The 21,982-nt window shown below is 37.0% G+C and carries 17 protein-coding genes; 11 read left to right on the forward strand and 6 right to left on the reverse strand.

The genetic code is table 11. From position 1 onward, the window contains the following. Nucleotides 1-85: 85 nt before the first annotated feature. On the forward strand, nucleotides 86-1,432 hold the full coding sequence (locus tag AC4E8C_RS03460; protein ID WP_490210278.1) for a TrkH family potassium uptake protein: 1,347 nt from the start codon (nucleotides 86-88) through the stop codon (nucleotides 1,430-1,432). 74 nt (nucleotides 1,433-1,506) lie between these two features. On the opposite strand, the gene AC4E8C_RS03465 is transcribed toward AC4E8C_RS03460, so the two are convergent. Then, nucleotides 1,507-3,045 carry a ClC family H(+)/Cl(-) exchange transporter gene (locus AC4E8C_RS03465; RefSeq protein WP_490210279.1) on the reverse strand — a complete coding sequence of 513 codons (1,539 nt, stop codon included), beginning with the start codon at nucleotides 3,043-3,045 and terminating at the stop codon, nucleotides 1,507-1,509. A 510-nt stretch (nucleotides 3,046-3,555) separates the two neighbouring features. On the opposite strand from AC4E8C_RS03465, the gene AC4E8C_RS03470 reads away from it, so the two are divergent. Beyond that, the gene (locus tag AC4E8C_RS03470; RefSeq protein WP_490210280.1) at nucleotides 3,556-5,091 is read left to right on the forward strand and encodes a glycine betaine uptake BCCT transporter; all 1,536 of its coding nucleotides are present in this window, start codon (nucleotides 3,556-3,558) and stop codon (nucleotides 5,089-5,091) included. Between the two features lie 107 nt (nucleotides 5,092-5,198). Here AC4E8C_RS03470 and AC4E8C_RS03475 read toward each other — a convergent pair whose 3' ends face one another. Continuing rightward, entirely contained in the window at nucleotides 5,199-6,563 is a 1,365-nt protein-coding gene (locus tag AC4E8C_RS03475) for an MFS transporter (protein WP_490210282.1), read from the reverse strand. Nucleotides 6,564-7,001: 438 nt separating this feature from the next. Between AC4E8C_RS03475 and AC4E8C_RS03480 the strand changes: the two genes are divergently transcribed. Then, nucleotides 7,002-7,193 carry a hypothetical protein gene (locus tag AC4E8C_RS03480; RefSeq protein WP_490210283.1) on the forward strand — a complete coding sequence of 64 codons (192 nt, stop codon included), beginning with the start codon at nucleotides 7,002-7,004 and terminating at the stop codon, nucleotides 7,191-7,193. 68 nt (nucleotides 7,194-7,261) lie between these two features. On the opposite strand, the gene AC4E8C_RS03485 is transcribed toward AC4E8C_RS03480, so the two are convergent. Continuing rightward, nucleotides 7,262-7,786, reverse strand: coding sequence for a hypothetical protein (locus AC4E8C_RS03485; RefSeq protein ID WP_490210285.1), 525 nt, complete (start codon nucleotides 7,784-7,786; stop codon nucleotides 7,262-7,264). Nucleotides 7,787-8,150: 364 nt separating this feature from the next. Beyond that, nucleotides 8,151-8,642: a hypothetical protein gene (locus AC4E8C_RS03490; RefSeq protein ID WP_490210286.1), complete on the reverse strand. Its 492-nt coding sequence runs from the start codon at nucleotides 8,640-8,642 to the stop codon at nucleotides 8,151-8,153. Nucleotides 8,643-8,788: 146 nt separating this feature from the next. On the opposite strand from AC4E8C_RS03490, the gene AC4E8C_RS03495 reads away from it, so the two are divergent. The 4 genes from AC4E8C_RS03495 (at nucleotide 8,789) to AC4E8C_RS03510 (ending at nucleotide 13,198) form a co-directional block, all read left to right on the forward strand. Next, nucleotides 8,789-9,556: a VCBS repeat-containing protein gene (locus AC4E8C_RS03495; protein WP_490210288.1), complete on the forward strand. Its 768-nt coding sequence runs from the start codon at nucleotides 8,789-8,791 to the stop codon at nucleotides 9,554-9,556. 61 nt (nucleotides 9,557-9,617) lie between these two features. Further along, entirely contained in the window at nucleotides 9,618-10,520 is a 903-nt protein-coding gene (locus tag AC4E8C_RS03500; protein WP_490210289.1) for an aminoglycoside phosphotransferase family protein, read from the forward strand. Between the two features lie 117 nt (nucleotides 10,521-10,637). Then, nucleotides 10,638-12,425, forward strand: a complete 1,788-nt coding sequence (locus AC4E8C_RS03505; RefSeq protein ID WP_490210290.1) for a S9 family peptidase — start codon at nucleotides 10,638-10,640, stop codon at nucleotides 12,423-12,425. Nucleotides 12,426-12,571: 146 nt separating this feature from the next. Continuing rightward, a complete protein-coding gene (locus tag AC4E8C_RS03510) occupies nucleotides 12,572-13,198 on the forward strand; it encodes a metal-dependent hydrolase (protein WP_490210291.1) in 627 nt (208 codons plus the stop codon). A gap of 197 nt (nucleotides 13,199-13,395) precedes the next feature. On the opposite strand, the gene AC4E8C_RS03515 is transcribed toward AC4E8C_RS03510, so the two are convergent. Next, nucleotides 13,396-13,998, reverse strand: coding sequence for a TetR/AcrR family transcriptional regulator (locus AC4E8C_RS03515; RefSeq protein ID WP_490210293.1), 603 nt, complete (start codon nucleotides 13,996-13,998; stop codon nucleotides 13,396-13,398). 199 nt (nucleotides 13,999-14,197) lie between these two features. Between AC4E8C_RS03515 and AC4E8C_RS03520 the strand changes: the two genes are divergently transcribed. Beyond that, on the forward strand, nucleotides 14,198-14,935 hold the full coding sequence (locus AC4E8C_RS03520; RefSeq protein ID WP_490210295.1) for an SDR family NAD(P)-dependent oxidoreductase: 738 nt from the start codon (nucleotides 14,198-14,200) through the stop codon (nucleotides 14,933-14,935). Nucleotides 14,936-15,510: 575 nt separating this feature from the next. On the opposite strand, the gene AC4E8C_RS03525 is transcribed toward AC4E8C_RS03520, so the two are convergent. Continuing rightward, the gene (locus AC4E8C_RS03525; protein WP_490210297.1) at nucleotides 15,511-16,803 is read right to left on the reverse strand and encodes an NCS2 family permease; all 1,293 of its coding nucleotides are present in this window, start codon (nucleotides 16,801-16,803) and stop codon (nucleotides 15,511-15,513) included. 117 nt (nucleotides 16,804-16,920) lie between these two features. Here AC4E8C_RS03525 and AC4E8C_RS03530 point away from each other — a divergent pair, with 117 nt between their 5' ends. From AC4E8C_RS03530 to AC4E8C_RS03540, 3 genes are all read left to right on the forward strand, one after another. Then, entirely contained in the window at nucleotides 16,921-17,790 is an 870-nt protein-coding gene (locus AC4E8C_RS03530; RefSeq protein ID WP_490210299.1) for a LysR family transcriptional regulator, read from the forward strand. A 192-nt stretch (nucleotides 17,791-17,982) separates the two neighbouring features. Further along, on the forward strand, nucleotides 17,983-19,284 hold the full coding sequence (locus AC4E8C_RS03535) for a competence protein CoiA family protein (RefSeq protein WP_490210301.1): 1,302 nt from the start codon (nucleotides 17,983-17,985) through the stop codon (nucleotides 19,282-19,284). 483 nt (nucleotides 19,285-19,767) lie between these two features. Next, nucleotides 19,768-21,798: a restriction endonuclease gene (locus tag AC4E8C_RS03540; protein ID WP_490210303.1), complete on the forward strand. Its 2,031-nt coding sequence runs from the start codon at nucleotides 19,768-19,770 to the stop codon at nucleotides 21,796-21,798. The last annotated feature ends 184 nt before the right edge of the window (nucleotides 21,799-21,982 follow it).

A 21,982-nucleotide genomic window follows, 5' to 3' on the forward strand; every position in this document is an offset into this window, starting at 1 on the left:
CATTGGAAATATTGTCAATGTTCAGTGGTTCTTTTTATTAACAAATATTGCACTAGTAACTATTTCTTTACGAGGGAGTATTCATATGAAATTGCTTAAGAGAAAAGGGGATTTGATTAAATTAAATCCAGCTCAAATTCTCGTTATTGGTTTCGGAAGCCTGATTTTACTAGGAACCTGTCTTTTTATGTTGCCAATTGCTACAAATGAGAAGGGGCCCGGACTAGGCTTTATAGATGCTTTATTTGAGGCAACCTCAGCTGTTTGTGTGACAGGTTTGGCAGTTGTAGATACGGGTACAACGTTCACTTTATTTGGACAAATTGTTCTTCTTTGTTTGATTCAAATTGGTGGTTGGGGATTTATGACGACAGGGATTTTTATGTTCATCATTTTAGGGAAGAGGATTGGACTAAAGGAGCGTTTATTGCTACAAGATTCACTAAATGTTTTTACACTTTCAGGAGTAGTTTACCTGGTAAGGCGGATTATACTAATTACTCTGATCTTAGAGATAGTGGCTGCAATTATCTTAGCGATAAATTGGGCAGCAGAAATGCCATGGAAGAAAGCCATATATTATGGAATATTTCATTCTATTTCTGCCTTTAATAATGCTGGTTTTGGCTTAGAACCTGACAATCTTAGTAAATGGGTGGGAGACCCCATTGTCAATATTGTAATTACCTTCCTTTTTATCATTGGAGGTATTGGTTTTACTGTCATCCTAGATTTATTAAATAAAAAATCCCTGCGTAAGTTGTCTCTTCATTCTAAAGTAGCTTTATTGATGACCCTCATTCTAAATATTGTAGGGCCTCTAATCATATTAGCCTCAGAATTTGATAATTCCCAAACAATTGGAAACTTTGAGCTGGGAGATAAACTTTGGGCATCCTATTTTCAAGGTGTTGTGCCTCGTACAGCAGGCTTTAACACCATAGATATTTCACAAATGACCATTTCATCTCAAGTATTTATGATGGCCTTAATGTTTATAGGAGCTTCTTCTGGTTCTACAGGGGGCGGGATAAAAGTAACCACTTACGCCATTATCATTTTTGCATTTTGGACCGTCCTAACCAACCGAAACGATGTAAATATCTTCAAAAGAAGAATTTCATGGCAATATGTGAATAAGGCTTTATCCATCGTGGTGGCAGCAATCATTTTCATTTTCACTATTTTTTTCTTATTGACCTATACGGAAAAAGCCGAGATGAGCAGTATTCTTTTTGAAACTATTTCTGCCTTTGGAACGGTTGGCTTATCAGCAGGTTTAACAACAGATCTAACACCAATTGGAAGACTTTTAATTACATTAATGATGTTTATAGGAAGACTTGGACCTTTAACGATGGCTTTTGCAATTTTAAAAACTCAAAAAGAATCAAAGGTAAGATATGCGGAAGAAAAAATATTAATAGGCTAATAAAATGTTTTCTTACGGGGTGAATGCAGAAATATTAAGGCGAACAGTGACAGTAACGGTTCGCCTTAATATCCTCATCCTTGTTGATTCAGTTTCCGACGAATGAAACTTTCCTGCCCGGCATCTACCGAAATATATAAAAAGTCTCCTGCCTGAATGACGGTATCACCACGTGGGACAATTTCATTGTCTCCTTTGCGGATAAGAATTAATAGGGTATCCTCCGGCCACGGATAATCTTTGACCTTTTTCCCTACTAATGATTGATTGCTCACATCTACAGGATAAACAAAGGTAGTATAGTATCCTTTTCGGTGACCATTCTGTTTTCCTAATAATTGACTTAATAAGCCCTCGTAAACAGGGATTGCCCCTATCAAGTCAGCAACTATGTAAGCAACGAGGGAAACAATGGCAATCGGCATAAGTGCTTGTAAGCTCCCTACCATTTCTGAAACCAAAATGATCCCAGTCAATGGCGCCTTACAAATCGCAGTAAAATAACCTGCCATTGCATAAACGATAAAACAGCGGATGAGACTCTCATCGACACCAAAATAGGTAGAGATAGTTTGGCCAAAGATGGCACCCAAAGAGGCTCCAAGGGTCAATAGTGGTAAGAAAATACCACCGGGCAGACCGCTCCCATAGGAAATCATAGAAAAAATAAACCGTAGGATAAAGATAAAAATTAAAATTTCTAAAGTGAAATGTGTATTATTGAGTGCAGAAACAACTTCTGCCCCGCCTCCTAAAATATCAGGCATAAAATAGCCTATTGGAATAATTAATAAAAGGGGAATGAATCCGTACATATAATCTGGCAGGAAATGAATATGCCTATACCAATTGGATAAACGAAAAAGAACCTTTTGATACAATAAACCAAATGCAGCTAAAACGATTCCTAATAAAATAAGCCAAAAATAGCTTTCGAGAGGGAACCGAGGAATATCACCCATATATAAAACAGGTGTCATCCCAAAAATATTCAATGAAATAAAATTGGCTGTGATGGAGGCAACAAAACAAGTGACAAGCAGAGTAGAGCTAAAATGATGATGAATTTCCTCTAATCCGAAAAGCAGGCCAGCAACAGGTGCATTAAAGGCAGCTGCTAATCCTGCACTCGCACCACTCGTAATTAATATCTTTTGATCAGTAGAATTTCCGCCGGTAAATTGATTTACCCCTTGACCTACTGCAGCCCCTAATTGGATGGAAGGACCTTCCCGGCCAAGAAAGGCGCCAGAACCAATGGAAAGAATTCCTCCGACAAATTTCCGCCAAAGTACAGACCACCACTGAAGCTCTATATCTCCTTGAATCTGACCCTCGACTTGCGGAATCCCACTCCCTTTAATATTTCGGTTTCCTTTAATAATCCAGCTGATCACAAATCCTGCAATTAAAGTAACGATAATGGCATAAAACAATAAAAAGGGATTTCCTTGAGAGGAAGCATAGAAAGACTTTACAACCTTTAATATTTCTCCAATGAACAGCCGAAATAAGCTGACAATTAAACCTGCCACAATCCCAACAATTGCACCACGAACCACGAATCCAATCCGCCTCATGGGTACATTCCTTACAAAAACCTTGCGCTCCATTTGTGTTCGCTCCTAGGATGGGTTCTATATTATACATTAACTAGTATGTTATTTGACATCTCTTTAAAAACGAAAAACACCGTTTTCTTTGGTAAGTGTATAAAAACACTACCACACAGAAGAGGTGTCTCCTATATGATAGACCTAAATTGCCAATACAATCAACTATCAAAAGAAAGTGTACTTAATATTAAAAATGTAAGGAATTGGTTAATTGAGCAAACAGGAGTTATGACTAAGGAATTTAGAGGTTTCAGTACATAGAGGAATTTTTATATATCTTATGATATGCTAAAGCAACAACTTTGCAAAAAATAATGAGTTGGTACTATAATAAACAGGGCCCACACTTTGTCACAGCTAATAGGTGGATTCAGGAATTCAAAAGGATCAGTTTCGGGGAAATAAAGAAGGTTTTGGGAAAAATAAAAAAGCACTTCAATATGGCAGAGAATAATCAATCTCTTCTAACAAATCATAAGAAATATGCTAACAAGGGGGACAGGAAATTTGGTTTATAAATTATCAATTTTAATTACAATATTATTTGTTCTATGGGGAGCCATAGCACCAAAAAATATGGGGGCTATATCGAAAGAGGCTTTTTCATTTACAATAAATAACTTTGGCTGGTTGTATTTATTTTTAGCTTTGGGATTCTTACTATTTGCTTTTTATTTAGCGTTTAGCAAATTTGGAAACATTCGTTTAGGTTCTGATGATGATGAGCCCGAATATTCAAACCTCTCATGGTTTGCCATGCTGTTTAGTGCCGGTATGGGGATCGGCCTCGTTTTTTGGGGTGTTGCTGAACCCATTTCTCACTATATGAACCCTCCCTATGGCGAAGCTAAAACGGCTGAAGCTGCAAAATTGGCGGTCCGTTATTCATTTTTTCATTGGGGACTACATCCCTGGGCGATCTATACCATTATTTCTTTATCGTTAGCATATTTTCAATATCGAAAAGGCTATTCGGGATTGATAAGCTCTACCTTTTACCCACTTTTAAAGGAAAAAGTAAAAGGACCAATTGGAAAAGCAATAGATATCCTTTCAATTATTGCTACAGTATTTGGTGTGGCTACATCACTTGGGCTGGGTGCTTTACAAGTAAACGGGGGCTTATCCCATTTGTTCGGCATTTCGACCTCCACATCCTGGCAGATCATCATTATCGTGGTTGTTACCGTTCTTTATCTTATTTCTGCAACTACTGGTCTTGATAAAGGAATTTTACTGCTAAGTAATGGGAACCTCATTTTGGCTATTCTCCTACTACTGTTAACCTTTACTCTAGGCTCATCTTCCTTTTTGTTAGATACTTTTACAGTAAGCATTGGATCCTATATTCAAAATCTGCTGCAAATGAGTCTTAGATTAACTCCTTTTCAAGATAATCCGTGGATTGGAAATTGGACCCTGTTTTACTGGGCTTGGTGGATTGCATGGGCTCCATTTGTTGGAATGTTTATTGCGAGAGTATCGAAAGGGAGAACCATTAAAGAATTTGTTCTAGGTGTTTTGCTGATTCCTAGTTTATTTAGTTTTATTTGGTTTTCGGTTTTCGGAGGCAGTGCCCTGCACTTCGAAATGTTTGAGGGTGGGAAAGTCGCTACAGCTGTACAGAATGATATTACCTCAGCATTGTTTGTAACCCTTGAAGGATTACCATTTGGAACGATTATGAGTGTAATAGCCACCCTATTAATCGTTACTTTTTTTATTACATCTGCCGACTCAGCCACCTTTGTTTTAGGCATGTTATCATCTGATGGGGATCTTAATCCGTCAAATCGGATAAAAATTTCATGGGGAATTCTCCAATCCTCCATTGCCATTGTTTTATTGCTGAGCGGGGGATTAGAAAGTTTGCAAACAGCTTCCATTGTCACTGCTTTGCCGTTTGGGATAATTATGACCTTTATGTGTGTGTCTATTTATAAGGCTTTAAACCAGGAAGTAAGATTGGCTAAGAAACAGGAGCAAATCAGGAAAAAGAAGATTGAACAATTGATTAAGGAATTGGCCGATCGCCAATCATAACCTAGCAGAAGCCTTTCTAATGAACCAAGATATTCTCGACCAAGGAACTAAATAGATAGAAGAAAGGAAAAACCCAGTAAATTTTACTGGGTTTTTCCTTAGGCGGATTAAGGCTGAGTATGCAAACCTATTTGGTTTATATTAGATTTTAAATTAGTCTCGTTTTCATTAATATAAGCCCTTTTCACAGGCACCATGGCTAGGGCAATTGCGGCTATTAAACCAGGAATGGCAAACGCAATGAAATTTAAGTGAATCGGTAAAGATATGGATAAGAGGAATCCTCCTAAAAGTGGTCCAAGCATACCGCCAATTCGCCCGATGCCTGATGCCATTCCTAATGCTGTCGATCTGACATATGGAGGATAGTACTGGGATACATAGGCCTGTACAATATTTTGGGCACCAATGGTAGCTGCGCCTGCAATGGCAACTAAGAGATAAATGAATGCAGAATTACCGCCAAATCCAAGTAGAGTCAAAGCAAGTGCACCTGAGGCATACATCGGAACAAGCATTTTTTTGGATCCGTATTTATCACAAAGCCGGCCGATTATAAGTGTTCCAATAATTGCACCGCCTTGCAGGGTAATTAAGAAGGCTAAGCTGGAATTTAGTCCGTATCCTGCTTCAATCATTAGCTTAGGAAGCCAGGTATTTAAGCCATAAACCATTAACAAGCAGCTAAAAAAGGCAACCCAAAACATCACCGTACTTAAACCACGTTTTTCTTTAAATAATCCAATAATAGGAACCTTGGTGTCTGGTACTTTTAATTCAACAATTTTATCATTTTGATTGAATGTAAGACCAGGGCTTACCTTGGTTAGTGTCGCAATCAATTTGTCCTTTTTGCCAGTTCGAATGAGATAACTGGACGTTTCAGGTAATTGCTTATGGATAAAGGGCAAAAGTAATAGAGGAAGACCTGCAGTCCAAAAGATGGCCTCCCAGCCCAATCTTGGCATGATAAAGATGCCTAATAAAGGGGCAAGGATACCCCCGACTGAATATCCGCACAATACAATGGAAACGATCATACTTCTCATTGTTTTGGGTGCATAATCTGTTAATAATGCTATAACATTCGGCATAATTCCACCCAGTCCTAATCCTGCTAAAAAGCGAAAGGTTGAGAAAACAGTGGGAGAGTCTGTGAAGCCGCATAAGAAGGTAAATAAACTAAATAATAGTAAGGTAATCGCAATCACGTTTTTCCTTCCAATCCGGTCAGCTAGTGTTCCAAAAAGGATGGCACCGAACATCATTCCAAATAATCCATAGGTTCCGATAGCTCCGGCTTCGACAGGGGTAAGACCCCATTTTTCAATCAATGTCGGCAGAACGGTTCCATACACCACCAAATCATATCCGTCAAACGAAATAATAATAAAGCTCCATATAAGAAGACTTAGATGAAAACGGTTAAATTTACTTTTAGCTATAACTTCTGTGGTATTAATTGTTGCCAAAGTTTCTCCTCCTTAAGATGATAAAATAAATGACAGCGTTTTCTAAAAAATACAAGTGAATTTGTATGTTCCTTCCTTAACACCACTCTTCTTTATCGCAATGGTGAATGTTATTCTCTATTTAGAGATTATAAAGAGAGATTTATAGCAGGTCAATAGAAAATTTAAAACATTTATAGTTTTCAGTAAATTGGGTATATGAGACTAAAATTAAGCGAATTACCTTATATCCTTTTTTATGGAGGCTGCGTCTAGGAGATAGAACACTTCTGGCTTGGGACAAGCGCAAGAGCAGCGAATGAAAAATATTTTTAAAAATCCTTTTAGGATTAAATGGACGAAGGTTGTCTCTAGTATTTTCAATAGATAGATTTTTTTTAATAAAATGTATTCATGTTATACTTTGGAAACAGATTGCTTTTAAAAGGAGTTAAGAAATTGAAGTATATAAAATCGCAAATGCAGCAGCTGATCAAGGATCATAAAGAATTGCATACACGCTTAAAAGAACTGAAGTCAGAACACGGCCTTGAAAAAAACAATGCCCTCAAGGCTTTGTATCACTCAGAAGTTGCTGACGGGGGAAAATACCAGCAGGCTTATCAAGCACTAGATCAGCCTAAAAAGTAGACCCATTACAATTACTTGTTTACAGAATAAAAGACCTCAACAAGAGGTCTTTTATTTTGTGGATTTTTTCAGTTTTTCTGCTTGGAAAAGCCGGTCATAACAAAACAGGTAATAAACGCAACGGCTGTAACGATTATAGCGAAAAGTAATCCTATTGATGCCATAAAGGTATCATCACCTGGAAAAGCTGGTTTTAGTGTCACGAACCAGTAAACAAATATAAAAGTCATGATCAGATAAAAACTGCCGCCGAAGGCCCCAATCTTCAAACGGTTTCTTTGCGTCCCTTGCCATGCTTTATTGATTACGATCCATGAAAAAACACTTCCAATTACTGCTAAAAACATCACAGGTATATGAAGATAGGGAATCAAGAAATGCATTAATATATAAAGCACAAGACATGTAGAAAAAAATAAAGCAGCATTTAGGACGAATAAGAATGATCCTGTTACCCAATGATTTTGAAACCATTTAGCATTTCTTAGCTTTTGCACCAGCTTATTGTTATCACTGAGTTTGTTCATCGCTGGCTTCTTGAGGAAAATAACAAGTAATACGCCAATAAGACCGATTAATAAGATTGATGACATACTTCCACCCCTATATGTTAAAACTGTAATTCTCTTAAAACACAACAAATTTATCTTCCAAATTTTCCCGTTTGATAAAAAGCTCTTCTTAGAGATTTACATAGAATATATATGTATATAGAATTTCTATGTAAAGAATAAACTAAATTTAACTTTAAGTAAACCTATTTAAATACTTTTTTCATAAATCTCAATAAAGTTTTGCTCCCTTTTCCAGACCATGCTTTCATCGATATAAAGATTGCAGAATGGATGGATAACCCGCGAATGAACCTAATACTTAAGGCCATATTTAATATAGTTAAAATGGGAGTAATTAATGAAAAATAAAAAATAAAAAGGGCTGTTACGCCCCTTGATGCATCTAACACAGAACAATGATTTTATAGGGAGTAGTTTGGGCAGGAATGCTAAATGTGGCAGGACCATATACAACAAGCAGATTTCGGTTTGCAGGATTCAATGTGAAGGGTTGATTGTTTTGTAATAATATCGGATTTTTAATAGAAATATTCAATTGTAACTGACCATCACTACTCACCAGCTGGCTGTTAAAATAGTCTACCTTTACATTTTGATAAGGGCTTTCTTTTACGATTATGAGGGCTTGATATTGTGGCGGGTAAATAAGAATAACAGGTACATTTACATCATAAAAACCAGTCACACGGTCTCCAACTGAGACCATAACATGGTCTAGAAAATAGGTGGTTGGACTTATCACGAAATTTACTATTGAACCATCTCCTCCTAATAAGGACATTAATTTAAAACACCCTTTTAATTCTTCATCTGAACCTATTAAATAATCTTGAATCATGGTAACTGTACCAGAAAAAGAACCGTATTTTTTCATTTTTTCCCCTCCATTTTGATGAGTCATTAACGAAATCCTCCGGAAACTTTGTGAGCGGGGAGCGTATTATATTCCAATATAAATTCAATTTGCCTTATAAATTTTATGTTGCTTGTGAGTAGATATTACGTAATGAAGGCATGATATTGCCGTTAGAAAATAATGATGATAGTCCTCATGAAAAGGAGTATGTTATGTATAACTATTATTCTAGGACAACTAGGAATCAGCCAAGTGTGGTTGCGTTTGCAAATGGTGATGTAACTGGGGATAGAGTTCCTGATCATGTCTATTTAACCGGAATAAAGACTCCAGCTAGTCCATTTACTCAAAATATTACTCTGCTTGTTCAAGATGGAAGAAATGGCAGCGTAAAAAGTGTCCCACTTCGAGAAAATGCTGGCTACAATCCTACTATATTCTTAGGAGATTTTACTGGTAATGGAGTAGATAATATTTTAATAAGTATTTCTACAGGTGGCAGTGGTGGAATCATGTACCATTATATTTATTCCTTTGTGGAAAATAAACCACAATTACTATTTGATTTCAATGAATATAATGAGCAATACCAATATGAGGTTAGTTATCAAGACAATTACAAAGTAGAAGTTGTCAGCAAGAGTAATAATAAAAAGTATATCATAGACATATCAACAAAAGGTGCTGAGTATTTAACTGAAATATATGATGAAAACGGCAAATTGAAAAGTCCTATTACGGGTTTTGTAAATCCTCTAAGCGGCTTATATCCTGTTGATTTTGATCTAAATAAGGTGTATGAGCTATTGGCGTATCAAAAAATTGCCGGAAGATATAATGCAGATTCTTTAGGATATTTTTTGAATACTTTAGGCTGGGTAGATAATCGATTTGTTTTGCAAAATCAGTATGTAGCTATTTTAGGGTATTAGGATAAATTTCGGAAAGATAGAACCTTTTTAATAATTGAAATAGTAAGGAGAATTTTCTTTTATGCAAATCTCTAGTGAATTTCAGGAAAAAATAATCAACGTCTTTGGGTCCGACGGAAAGTCCTGGTTAGGGTCACTAGAACAAACAGCCCAAGCTTATTTACAAAAATGGAATCTTTCCAGTGAAGGTCCTGTTAATAACCTTTCCTATAATTATGTAATGAAGGTAAACGATTCAGAGGGAACCCCGTTGATTCTAAAGCTAGGCGTGCCTAACTTTGATACACGAAATGAGATCGTAACACTGAAGGCCTATGATGGAAATGGCTGTGCCAAGCTGCTGAAGTCTGATCCGGAAAAAGGCGTTATGTTGTTAGAGCGGCTCGTCCCTGGAAGGATGCTCTCAGAGGAAATGGATGAAATGCTTGTGGTGGAAACATTTATAAAGGTGTGGAAAGCGATTCGCCGGCCTATACCGAACGGAACATCCACACCATCCCTTATCCACTGGTTTGAGGGACTGCAGCGATATCGGAAGTATTTCCCCAATGGCCCGATTTCTCACGAACATATTCAGTTAGCAGACGAATTTTTCCAACAGGTGATTGATTCATCGGCTGGTTCTGAACTTCTCCATGGCGATCTGCATCATGAAAACATATTGTATTCCGAGGAGCAAGGCTGGATGGCGATTGATCCAAAAGGAGTTGCTGGGGATCCATACTTTGATGTGATATCCTTTTTGGTGAATCAACTAGAGTCAAAGACTGATCCAAAAAGCATACTCAAACTCCGAATTGATACCATCAGTGAACAGCTGGGACTTGATCGTCAACGCTTGTTAAAAGCCGCAGTGGCTTTAGGGACACTTTATGCTTGTTGGGGGATAGAGGACCAGGCGGATTGGGAAACCACCTATCAATGTGTGAAATGGTTCATTGAGTTTTTGAATAGCAGAATATAAAAAAGACGATTCGACCTCCGATTCGTCTTTTTCCATTCAAATAAATCCAGAATGATATGAGCCACCTCTAAATAGAATGGAGTAGAGAAAACTCAATTTATGATTGGTGGTAATAGAATGGATGAAATAACGATTGACCCTTTTATCCATGTCCGTATGGTGAAAAGTTTTGAATACCATCCTAAAGGCAAGAAAATCAGCTTTATTTCTGATTTTACTGGGATGCCACAGGTATGGGAGCTTGATAGAGAGGACAGGTGGCCTGCCCAAACATCGTTTACAATGAAAGGAATCACCTTTATTAAATATATTGCCAGCACATCGGATCTTGTTATTGGGATGGACATGGATGGGGATGAAAAGGAGCAATTGTATTTATTAAAAGAGGGTAGCGAAAAAATAGCACTGACCAACTCTCCTGAACATATTCATTTGTTTGGTGACAGTTCTCCTGATGGGAAGTGGATTGCATGGTCCAGCAACCGCCGAAGTCAAAATTCTTTAGATGTTTATATTCAAAATCTGGAGACACTGGAAATCCGGCTTGTGTTTGCCGCCGATGGGACGTATTTAGTTGAAAAATGGTTTCCAGATGGAAAAACACTATTGGTTAAAAAGGCAAACTCGCCACTTGATCATGATCTAGGGGTATTTTCGCTTTCTACTGGAGAAATGAACTGGATTACAGCTCATATGGGTGAAGCTAGCTATAAAGATATTCATTTTAATAAGGATGGGGACCATATCTACCTATTAACGAATCAGGACAGAGAATTCTTCGGGCTTGCATTCATTCACATAGCCAGTAAACAATTGACTTGGCTCGAGCAGGGAGAGTGGGATATTGAAGGCTTGGTCTTGGATAAGGATAAAAATAAATTAGCTTACTCCATGAATGAAGGAGGAATATCGAGGGGTCTTCTGGTAGACCTTGTTCAAAGTAAGCTGTATACATGGGAAACTCCCATGGGAGTAATCAGTAATCTTAGATTTACACCTGACCAACAAAAGGTGGGATTTGTCCTAAATGGGCCTACGCATCCTTCTGACATCTGGGAGGTGGAGATTAACACCCTCCAAGCCAAACGGCTTACATATATCTCTCGTGCTCCAATCCTGGAGGAAAAATTAATTGAGCCAGAAATCATATCGTTTCCATCGTTTGACCAACGTCCGATACCTGCTTTTTACTATAAGCCCAATCATAGAGACGAGCGATCCCCGCTTGTCGTCTATATTCATGGTGGACCCGAAAGTCAAACCCGTGCTGTCTACAGCCCTTTTTTACAATTTTTTTTAACCCAAGGATATGCTGTGGCAGCTCCCAATATCCGCGGAAGTACAGGTTATGGAAAAACCTACACTCACCTTGATGATGGCCGCAAACGAATGGATGCCCTGAAGGATGTCATTTATCTAGTGGAATGGCTTAAAAAAACAGGGAGGATCAATCCGAAAAAGGTAGCGATTGTCGGTGGAAGCTATGGTGGATTTATCGTGCTTGCTGCTGCCAGCCACTATCCGAATATGTGGGCAGCTGGTATCGATATAGTAGGAATGTCCAGCCTTCGAACATTCTTACAAACAACGAGTCCTTGGCGGAAAAAGCTGAGGGAAGCAGAATATGGAACGATTGAAAAAGACGGAGAATACTTCGACCTAATCGACCCGTTGAATCATGCGGATCACATTGCAGCTCCTTTAATGGTCATTCATGGTGTGAATGATCCACGGGTTTCTATTCAAGAATCTGAGCAGATCGTCAGGAAACTAAAGAATCGAGATCATCCAGTAGAGTTTATTCGCATTGAAGAGGAAGGGCATACGATGGTGAAATTAAAAAATAAAATCAATTCGTATTCGATGATGGCAGAGTTCCTTAAAAAACATCTTGGGCCAAACTAGTTTTGCAAGAGCCTGGCATACTGCTTGGCTTTTTTTGTTTGGCTCTAGAATAGGAGAATAGTAGGATTTTTTGGTTTTTTTAAACAGAACAAATGTTTTGTTGTAAGATAAGGAGAGTAATAATTGAAATAGGGGTGTAATAACTAGTGAATGGTACAGCACACACAGCAATTGGCGCGGCAACAGGATTTATCGTGGCCAACACTTTCCAATCCTCTCCTTCTCAGACTCTCTTTTTTGTCGGATTAGGGGCGGTTTCGGGATTAATGCCCGATCTTGACATTGATGGAAAGCTTCGCGGCAAAATTACCTTATCCCATAAAGTCATTCGGATGGCCGCTCAGTTGATCGGGATCTTAATGGTTTTTTATAGCTTTTATGAAGGCAGCGCTACAGAGAAATGGTTTGGTCTCGGGATTGGAATAGGGATTATGGTGGTATCGGGATTCATTAAGCAAAAGCATATGTTAACAATCACCGGAATTGGAGTACTGATGGGAGGGTTCTCTTTATCGGAAATGTGGCTAATCCTGCTGGGGGGGTATATCATCATCGCGTCCTTGTCATCGCACCGTAGCTATACCCATTCCATCTTAGGTGTCATCTTCTTTGGGATCATTGCTTCAAAATTAGAAGGATCTCTCGGAATTGAGGGTGTCTTCTACACTTGTATAGGTGGATACATCAGTCATTTGATAGCAGATTTAAAAATACTACCCTTCAATAAAAGGGGTATTAAGCTCTTATTACCTATTTCTAAGGTAGAAATATAGATTTGGAAATTTAAAGAGGGACCCCGCCAAATAGATTTAGTGCCTGACCCCAGTGCGTTAACACAAAAACGCACTGGGGGTCAGGCACTTTTTTTGTATCCAAAAAAGCTTATTTGCCTAATTGGTAATGGGATTTTTAGCTGGAGGAAGCACTTTTGATTTTTTCCATGAATCCAGTGACTGGTGCAATAGATATGTTATTCTCTAATATACTCAACCGAGTAAATATGCGTTTTCGTTAGATTAATCACTTCTTTGATAAATTCATCTTGGGTTACTTTGAAATCATTTGTAATCCAATTCAGTAGTAGTCCGTAAAAGCCATAAGCAGTATAACGTTTAAAATAATCCATGTTGACTGGGATGTTGTTAATCGTTTCAAATATAAATTGTTGCTGATAAATTTTTAAGATGGTTTCAGGGAATCTTGTATGTAATCCTGGTAAAGTGTCTTCGTGTTTAATCAGCTCAAAAAAATTCCGATGTCCATATATGTAGGAAATGATATTAAAGGAAGGTGCATTTAGTTTTGCTGTATATACTTTTTGTCCAGGTACATAGGGTTTACCAACTGAATCTTCTAATCCTTGAAGCATAGAATCGAGTAAATTGTTTGCAAGCTCAATTTTATCTTGGTAATGAACATAAAAGGTACTACGATTATAAGCGGCATAGCTTACAATGTCTTTTATTGAAACAGAATGATAACCTTTCTCCTTTATGAGTTCTATTAGTGCTAACTTTAAATGTTCCTTTGTCCGATTTCTCCGTTGAGATGTCAAAGTTTGTTTCTTATTCATCAAAAAGCCTCCCTAAAATGGACAAATTAACTCAATGTGTCTACTAGTTAGACACTTAATAATATCTTACTGATTGTTATATGTGAACAGAATAGTACAATTAAATTGTGAACAAAATAGCACAAAAGATAGATTTATATATCTTTTATGGATAAGTTGTGATAATAGCATTGAATTTATTATACTGGAGGGATCTATTATGGGAAAATTACAAGATAAAGTAGCCGTGATTACTGGGGGAGCATCCGGTATCGGTGCTGCAACAGCACGTTTATTCGTGTCTGAAGGAGCCAAAGTGGTTCTTGTTGATTTAAATGAAGAAAAAGGGAAAGCTTTTGAAGAAGAATTGAAATCTCAAAATGCTGAAGCACTATTTGTAAAAGCAAATATTACTAGTGAAGATGATGTAGCTGGTGTCTTTAAACAAGCAGTTGAAACTTTCGGTAAAGTGGATGTTGTATTCAACAATGCAGGTATTGGGCGTGTTCATTCTTCACATGATTTAGAGTACTCTGAGTGGCGGAACACAGTAAATGTTGATTTAGATGGTGTATTCTTAGTAGCACGGGAAGCCATTCGTGAAATGTTAAAAACGGGCGGCGGTACAATTGTGAATACAGCTTCTATGTACGGCTGGGTTGGTTCACCTGGTTCAGCAGCCTATAACGCATCAAAAGGCGGCGTGATTAACTTAACACGTTCACTTGCACTTGAATATGCAGAACAAAATATTCGTATTAATTCATTATGCCCTGGTTTCATTGATACCCCAATTATTCCAGAAGAAAGTAAACAAGCATTAGCTGCGATGACTCCGATGAAACGTCTTGGCCAAGCAGAAGAAATGGCAAAAGCTGTACTATTTATGGCAAGTGATGATTCCTCATTCATGACTGGGAATAGCTTAACTGTTGATGGTGGCTATACAGCTCAATAATTGTAAAAGTAAAAGAAAGATCTCATATTATCTTGCTCATCACCTTAGGCGGTGGTGGGCTTTTTGTATAGGGATAAAAAATCAAAGTGATAAGGAGGAGTAAGACTGATCCTGTAAAAAAGAACAAGATTTTTATGAAGGCAGCGCTACAGGGAAATGGTTTGGTCTCGGGATTGGAATAGGGATTATGGTGGTCTCGGGATTCATTAAGCAAAAGCATATGTTAACCATCACCGGAATTGGCGTATTGATGGGAGGGTTCTCTTTATCAGAAATGTGGCTAATCCTGCTGGGGGTTTATATCATAATCGCGTCATCTTAGGTGTCATTTTCTTTGGAATCATTGCTTCAAAGTTAGAAGGATCTCTCGGGATTGAGGGTGTCTTCTACACTTGTATAAGTGGATACATCAGTCATTTGATCGCAGATTTTAAAATACTACCGTTCAATAAACGGGGGATTAGGCCGTTATTACCCATTTCTTCGGTAGAAATATAGATTTGGAAAAAGTGGGACCCCGCCAAATAGCGGGGTTTTCTTTTAGAATATTAATTGTAACTATGTTTTAAAAGATTTTAAACTATGGTGTATTGAATAATAAAATTCCCAATAAAAAGAATGGCAATCAAATAAAGCACAGGATGAACTTCTTTTCCTTTCCCCAATAAGAGCTTCATCAATGGGTATAGAATAAAGCCAAAAGACATGCCATCTGCAATGCTATAGGTTAATGGAATCAATACAATAATTAGAAGTGCCGGAAAGCTCTCAGTTAAGTCGTCCATTGAAATATGGACAATGTTTTGCAACATAAGAACGCCTATTAGTATCAGAATAGGGGAAACTGCACTCGCGGGAACCATTTTAATGACAGGTATAAATAAGAGCGAAACGAGAAACAATATTCCAGTCACAATGCTAGTCAACCCTGTTCTGCCGCCGGCGGCAATTCCTGCTGCTCCTTCCACTGATGCAACAGTAGGACTTGTTCCAAAGATTCCGGAAGATAAAACGGAAACAGCTGTAGCCTGGAGTGATTTCTTACTGCTCCCATGGTTTTTTAACATATTGCTATGTCCATGAATCAAGCCAATATTTTCAAACACAATTACCATTGCAAAAGAGATGGAAGTCAGCCAGAAGACAATATTACCTGCTTGTGACCACGAAGCCTGACCAAAGACGCCAAGGTATCCATGGACGGATGGCATTGAAAAAGAAAGCCTCTCAGAAGAAGTGCCCCCGCCAAGCCAAATTGATAACAACGAGGTAATGATAATACTTAATAAAAGATTTCCCGGTACATTTTTAATAAATAATAAAACCGTAATAACCAAACCTATTAATGTAGTGATAGCAGAGGGACTGCTTAAATCTCCAATTGCAAGCAGGCTATGCTCAGAATTAGTAATAATACCAGCATTGTCAAATCCAATTAAGATCAATAAGATTCCAATCCCAACAGTAATGGCTTCTTTTAAGGAATTAGGGATAGAGGTCATAATCATTTTTGCCATTGGTGTAAAGGCAATCACAACAAAGATCATGCCTGCAACGCAAACCATCGCCAACGCTTCCTGCCAAGTAAATCCCCCAGTTTGAACAATAGTATAAGTAAACATCGCATTAATGCCCATACCTGGGATGAGAGTAAGAGGGGTATTACTCCATAAGCCAACTATGACGCATCCAAAAGAACTGGTTAATATGGTTGCTATGATTCCTGCTTCCATCGGAATTCCTGCAACTGCCAAAATCGTTGCATTGACAATAATGATGTAGAACGCTGTTAAATATGAAATAAAACCTGCGGAAAATTCTTTAGTAAGTGTCGTACCATGTTGATTTAATCTAAAAAAACGTTCCATGTGATCACCTTTCTATTTACATTGAAATCGATAGTAATCATATCATGGACATATACTATATGAAAAATATATAATTTATATAAAAACTATACATATTTTAAATACAAGGTGAATTTAATGGACATTAAACAATTACGCTACTTTATTGCAATAGCTGAGGAAAAGAATATAACAGCTGCTGCCAATCGGCTGCACTTGTCACAACCACCACTTAGCATAATGGTAAAACAATTAGAGGATGAGCTAGGTGTTAAGTTAATTGAGAGAAATGGGAGGAGTATGGAATTAACGGATAAAGGCTATGTACTCTACAAAAGAGCGCTGCATCTCGTAAACAGTTTTGAAGAAATAAAGAATGAATTACAGGATACAGAGGAAGGGAAAAAGGGTGTTCTTTATGTAGGAATCAATACATTATCGGTTTCAGGATTTCCAAAAATGCTTCAAACTTTTCACAAAAATAACCCCCTAGTTTCCCTAAAAATTGTTCAAAATGACTCTTTTTATTTAGCGGAATTGATAAAAAACAGGGTGATTGAAATTGCATTTGTACGTCTTCCACTTGAACATAGTGGTTTGACCTATCATCATCTAATTAATGAGCCTTTTGTTTTCGTAAGCAATAAGGAAGTACCTATTATATCTCTGGAAGAGATTTCGCCTATGCCCCTTATTATTCCTAGTACAGAGGGCTTGGGCATCTATAATACGCTTATTGAAGCATTTACTAGACAAAATCTTCAAATCACAAGTATTGCGGAATGCTCGGATATGCGTGTCTTAATGGAACTAGTTAAGGGGGGAATGGGGGCAACGATTGTTCCAAAGTCTGTATTTGATGTCTATGGCGATAAAGGTCTCTTCTCTACGCCGATCAGTACTCCCAACATGACCTCTTCTTTAGGAGTCATTTGGCTTGAGCATCATTTTGTCTCTACCCCAGCTAAAAATTTTATGGAGTTAGCAAAGGAATACTATAAGGCATGAAAATGAAATACCTAATAAAGATCTGTTAGATGAAATCAACGAACTGCCCGAAAAGACAGGTGGAGTGAAGATACGTCTATTTCATTAATGTCTAAAATCTGGGGATGTTAAACTATGAAAAATTAACCCTTGACTTCTATTTGCAAAAAGGAGATTCTTGTAAAAAAAGGGAATATTCGAGGTGACTTAATTTTGAGAGAAGCACTACATGTGATTGAAAAGGAATTAACCACCCTCCCAGAATCGACAACCAGTGAAGAAGTACATAACCTGAAAAAGTTGGCAGAAAAAGACCTTTTTCAATGCCCATACTGTAATGCAAAATTAATAGTCAAGAGTGGTGAGGAAAGAGGTCTCTATTTTTCCCATCAGCACTCGGAGGCATGTGAACAATCAAAGAAAATGGATCAGGCCGAAAAAAGGTATAGAAAACAGAATGAGCGAGAAACAAAGGTTCATCATGCTATGCTAGCCATACTTCATGATGAACTGACAAACCAGGCTAAAACGAATCCAAAGATTAAGGTTGATTACGGATATAAGGCAAAACCAGACCTAAAAGAGTACCCCGATATTTGGTTGAAGCTTGGGAAAGAAGAATACGGTCTATCGATTGTCACGAATGTTAAATCTTCTGTAGATAGTAAACTAGCAAATCAAATCACCAAAAGACACCGAAATTTCCTTGAACAAGGGATGAAACCGATCTGGTTTATTGAGAAAAACGAACAATCTATCGAAAAGAGTAAAAATGCCTTAGTACTGTGGGATGCCGAATTATCGATATCTTTGAAAAACAATGAAGATGAAAAGTGGGATTCAATGCTTTCGGAATTGGTCAAGGATGAACTATTTTTTTCATATTTTAACTACCCTGTTTCAATGAATCCTGTAACGGTAGATGCCAGAAGTATGTATTATATTTATTCAAACGGGGATAGGATTGTCGTAAAAGTCATGCGGTTCTTAAAGGATCGAGTGGTAAAACCATACCGTGCGTTTCTCTTAAATGAAGGTTATGAGATTCCATTTGCTGATGCTTTAATGGTAAAAAATGAACTCTCGCTGAGCCAGCCCAAAATGGAAGAAGAAAATCGAAAAGAATTTCTGAAGGAATTTAAGCTGCGGCAGTTCCAATTTCAAGAAAATCAAAGACTACAAGAAGAACAAAGCCAATTAGAGGCAAAACAAAGGCTAGTAATGATAGAACAAGAGCAGGAGCGGAAAAAGCATTTATTTCAGCAAATGCTAGAACATAAACAACAAACCAGTAATCAGGCCCCTATAAATCTAAGCTACGGTGAACTCAAAACCTTTTTGCGTGAGAGAATCCATTTAACTCAGAAGGAGCAGATGGAATTGTGGACACGGTTTATGCCGCAGCTTGGTTTGGGTAATTCAAGCCGTATATGGGAATTAGTTGTTGAAAATAATTGTCGGTCCTTTAATGAGTTAAGGAATATTTTACAAAGAGAAATTCTAAAACAGGGTTAAAGGTTGAAACTTTATAGAGCTCTGCAGATACTTTTTCCTAAAGGTAAGACCACTTACATATTAAGTAATCAAGACTATTTATCTAGTAATATTATTGTGGGTTTATTTAATTTTGAGAAATTTAATAATAAATCTAAGCATGATGTTAATCCTGATGAGGATAGAGATTCCGTCGAGGTTGCTATTACTGTAAAAAATTTAGCAGAAAGGATAATTGGTTATAAACTGCTGAAATTATTAAATCACGAATCAATAAATAGTAAACTTTATTTTGATTATCTTTTCGATTAAATATAAAGATAAAGTAATTTAGTTTGAGATAAGGTGAACCTTACCATAAGTAAATGAGGTTTTAGATTTGCTTTAAAATCAATTACTTTGGAGATTCCATTCTTATTTAAAAAATGGAATTTTTTGTTATAATTTTTATAGAGGAACTTTTACAGAAAAAGCCGTATTAAAAATATTTGGTAGGTGAAAAAATTGAAAGTTGTTGATTATAATGAATATCCAAAAAACAGAGAATGGAACGCTAAAGTGTTCTCTTTACCAAAAATCCCAAGAGGCGAAGAAGGACAATCTACTGTATTGAGGAAAATTCTGAAGGCAATCATTGATAAGGTACCCTATAATACAAGACTTGAGTTTTTAGGAAGCAATAGTAAATCTACATTGGAACAATTATGTATTTGGTTGAGGCCAGTTGGGTTAGTTCATAAAGAGGGAGGAACATGGATTGTCTCATCCGAGGGTAAACGTTGGCTTGATACAGAAGATGACTTATACTTAACTGCTATATTCTGTGCTAATGTTAGATTCTTGGCTGAACTACTGGTGCAATTAGATAAATCAAGGAAAATGGGAGAACTTCTAGAGATAGCCAAAGAAGGATACAACTTAAATTGGGATACTACCTCTGAAATTAACCATCGATTGATGTGGTTAAGACAATTAGAGTTAGTTGAGTATAGAGATTATCAACTTACCTATTCTTTAACAGAAAAAGGGCGAAAATTCATAGCAAATATTCCATATATAAAACCAGACGATATTATTATAGATGGAGACCCGACAATTGGTGAGTTAGAATTACCCGTATCCAATTGGGCAATAAAAATGTGTCAACTGACACAAAAGGAGCTTGAAACTAGAAAACCATCTATTGGTTATATTCCAGGTAATATTTCTGAAGTATGTGATACATTAAGTGGTTATATTCAACTTATGTATACAGCAATTGATTTAGATTCTATTATTAATTATTCAAAAGAAACATACGATATTGCACCTTCCTCAGCAAGGTCTTTTATGTCCACATTGACGACACTTGAAATGATAGAGAGAAAGACAAAGACACTTTATGAAGCAACAGAGCTAGGGAAGAAATGGCTGACCTCAAAAACACAGTTGGATTTTGTATGTTGTTTACAAGCAAAAGTACTTTTTGTGTTTGAAATACTTAAAGAACTGGAAAGAAGTAGCTTAAGTATAAAAAAACTTGCTGCGATAGCTAAGGTCTCTTATGGTTTTGAAACTGAGAAAATTGATGAGATTAGAAAAAGAATTAATATTTTGCGTGGAGCTATGCTTATTCAAGAAGATGGTCCGGATAGTTTTTGTTTAACTGCAAGAGGAATGAACTTCGTTAATAATGTTCCTGTTCAGCACAAACCAGATGAAAAGCAGGAAAATGTGTATACAGAAAATATTGGAGATAAAGGTAAAAGTTTGGTAGTAGATGAACAGCTAACAGAATTGAGGCTTGCATCGAGAGACTCTTCGAATCCAAATAGATTTGAAAAGGCTGTTCAATGCGCTTTTTCTTTACTTGGATTTAAAGCAGAGTTGCTTGGAGGAGCTGGAAAGACAGATGTGTTGTTACATGCACCGAGTGTTCCTAAATATTCATATGTCGTTACTGTTGATGCAAAGTCAACCCAATCAGGTAGTGTCACTGAAGGACAAATAAATTTCGATACGTTAAAAGAACATAGAAAGCTACATTCAGCTGACTATGCAGCTGTTGTAGGGAGTTCTTTTCAGGGGGAAAGATTAGTTAAATGGGCTATTGAACATAACGTGGTTCTAATAGATATAAATTCTTTAGAGAAATTAATTAGACTTCATAATGAGGTCCCTTTGCAATCTAACTCATATAAAAAAGTATTTTCAAAACCGGGTATAATTGATATTAGTCTTTTGGAAGAAGATAGACGAACAATCAAAAGATATGGAAAACTATTGCAAGCTGTAATGGATTGTCTTATAGAAGAAAGTTCAGACCCGGTTACAGAAGGGTTTCTACAAGATAGAGATATATATAGAACTTTAAGAAACAATATACAGTTCGATACACCTCCCACATTGGAAGAAATATCTGCAATGTTGAACTTTTTATCTTCACCTTTAATAGGCTGTTCCGGGCATACTAAAGAGGGTTATTTTGCTTTAGGAGCTTTATCAGATGCAGCTAATAAATTTAATTTCTATGCACAAGCATGTTTAACTAAGTAAAGATTTTTTCTTGTTATTTAACTTTTAATAGAGCTTAAAGGGAATTTTAATGTTTTTATATATATATTTAATAAACCAGCTTACCTCATTTAGATATATCTGGGTGAACTCTATCATAAGTGAAAATATTACTTTATAGAAAATAATACTGCGTCCACTCTTCCTCCTAAATGGAGGATCTTTT

Source organism: Neobacillus sp. SRL179 (assembly GCF_984799095.1).

Excerpts from the sequence above, each read along its gene's own strand:
- AC4E8C_RS03460 (WP_490210278.1), top strand. The coding sequence starts at position 86 with ATGAAATTGCTTAAGAGAAAAGGGGATTTGATTAAATTAAATCCAGCT.
- AC4E8C_RS03465 (WP_490210279.1), bottom strand. The coding sequence starts at position 3,045 with ATGGAGCGCAAGGTTTTTGTAAGGAATGTACCCATGAGGCGGATTGGA.
- AC4E8C_RS03485 (WP_490210285.1), bottom strand. The coding sequence starts at position 7,786 with ATGTCATCAATCTTATTAATCGGTCTTATTGGCGTATTACTTGTTATT.
- AC4E8C_RS03490 (WP_490210286.1), bottom strand. The coding sequence starts at position 8,642 with ATGAAAAAATACGGTTCTTTTTCTGGTACAGTTACCATGATTCAAGAT.
- AC4E8C_RS03500 (WP_490210289.1), top strand. The coding sequence starts at position 9,618 with ATGCAAATCTCTAGTGAATTTCAGGAAAAAATAATCAACGTCTTTGGG.
- AC4E8C_RS03505 (WP_490210290.1), top strand. The coding sequence starts at position 10,638 with ATGGATGAAATAACGATTGACCCTTTTATCCATGTCCGTATGGTGAAA.
- AC4E8C_RS03515 (WP_490210293.1), bottom strand. The coding sequence starts at position 13,998 with ATGAATAAGAAACAAACTTTGACATCTCAACGGAGAAATCGGACAAAG.
- AC4E8C_RS03520 (WP_490210295.1), top strand. The coding sequence starts at position 14,198 with ATGGGAAAATTACAAGATAAAGTAGCCGTGATTACTGGGGGAGCATCC.
- AC4E8C_RS03525 (WP_490210297.1), bottom strand. The coding sequence starts at position 16,803 with ATGGAACGTTTTTTTAGATTAAATCAACATGGTACGACACTTACTAAA.
- AC4E8C_RS03530 (WP_490210299.1), top strand. The coding sequence starts at position 16,921 with ATGGACATTAAACAATTACGCTACTTTATTGCAATAGCTGAGGAAAAG.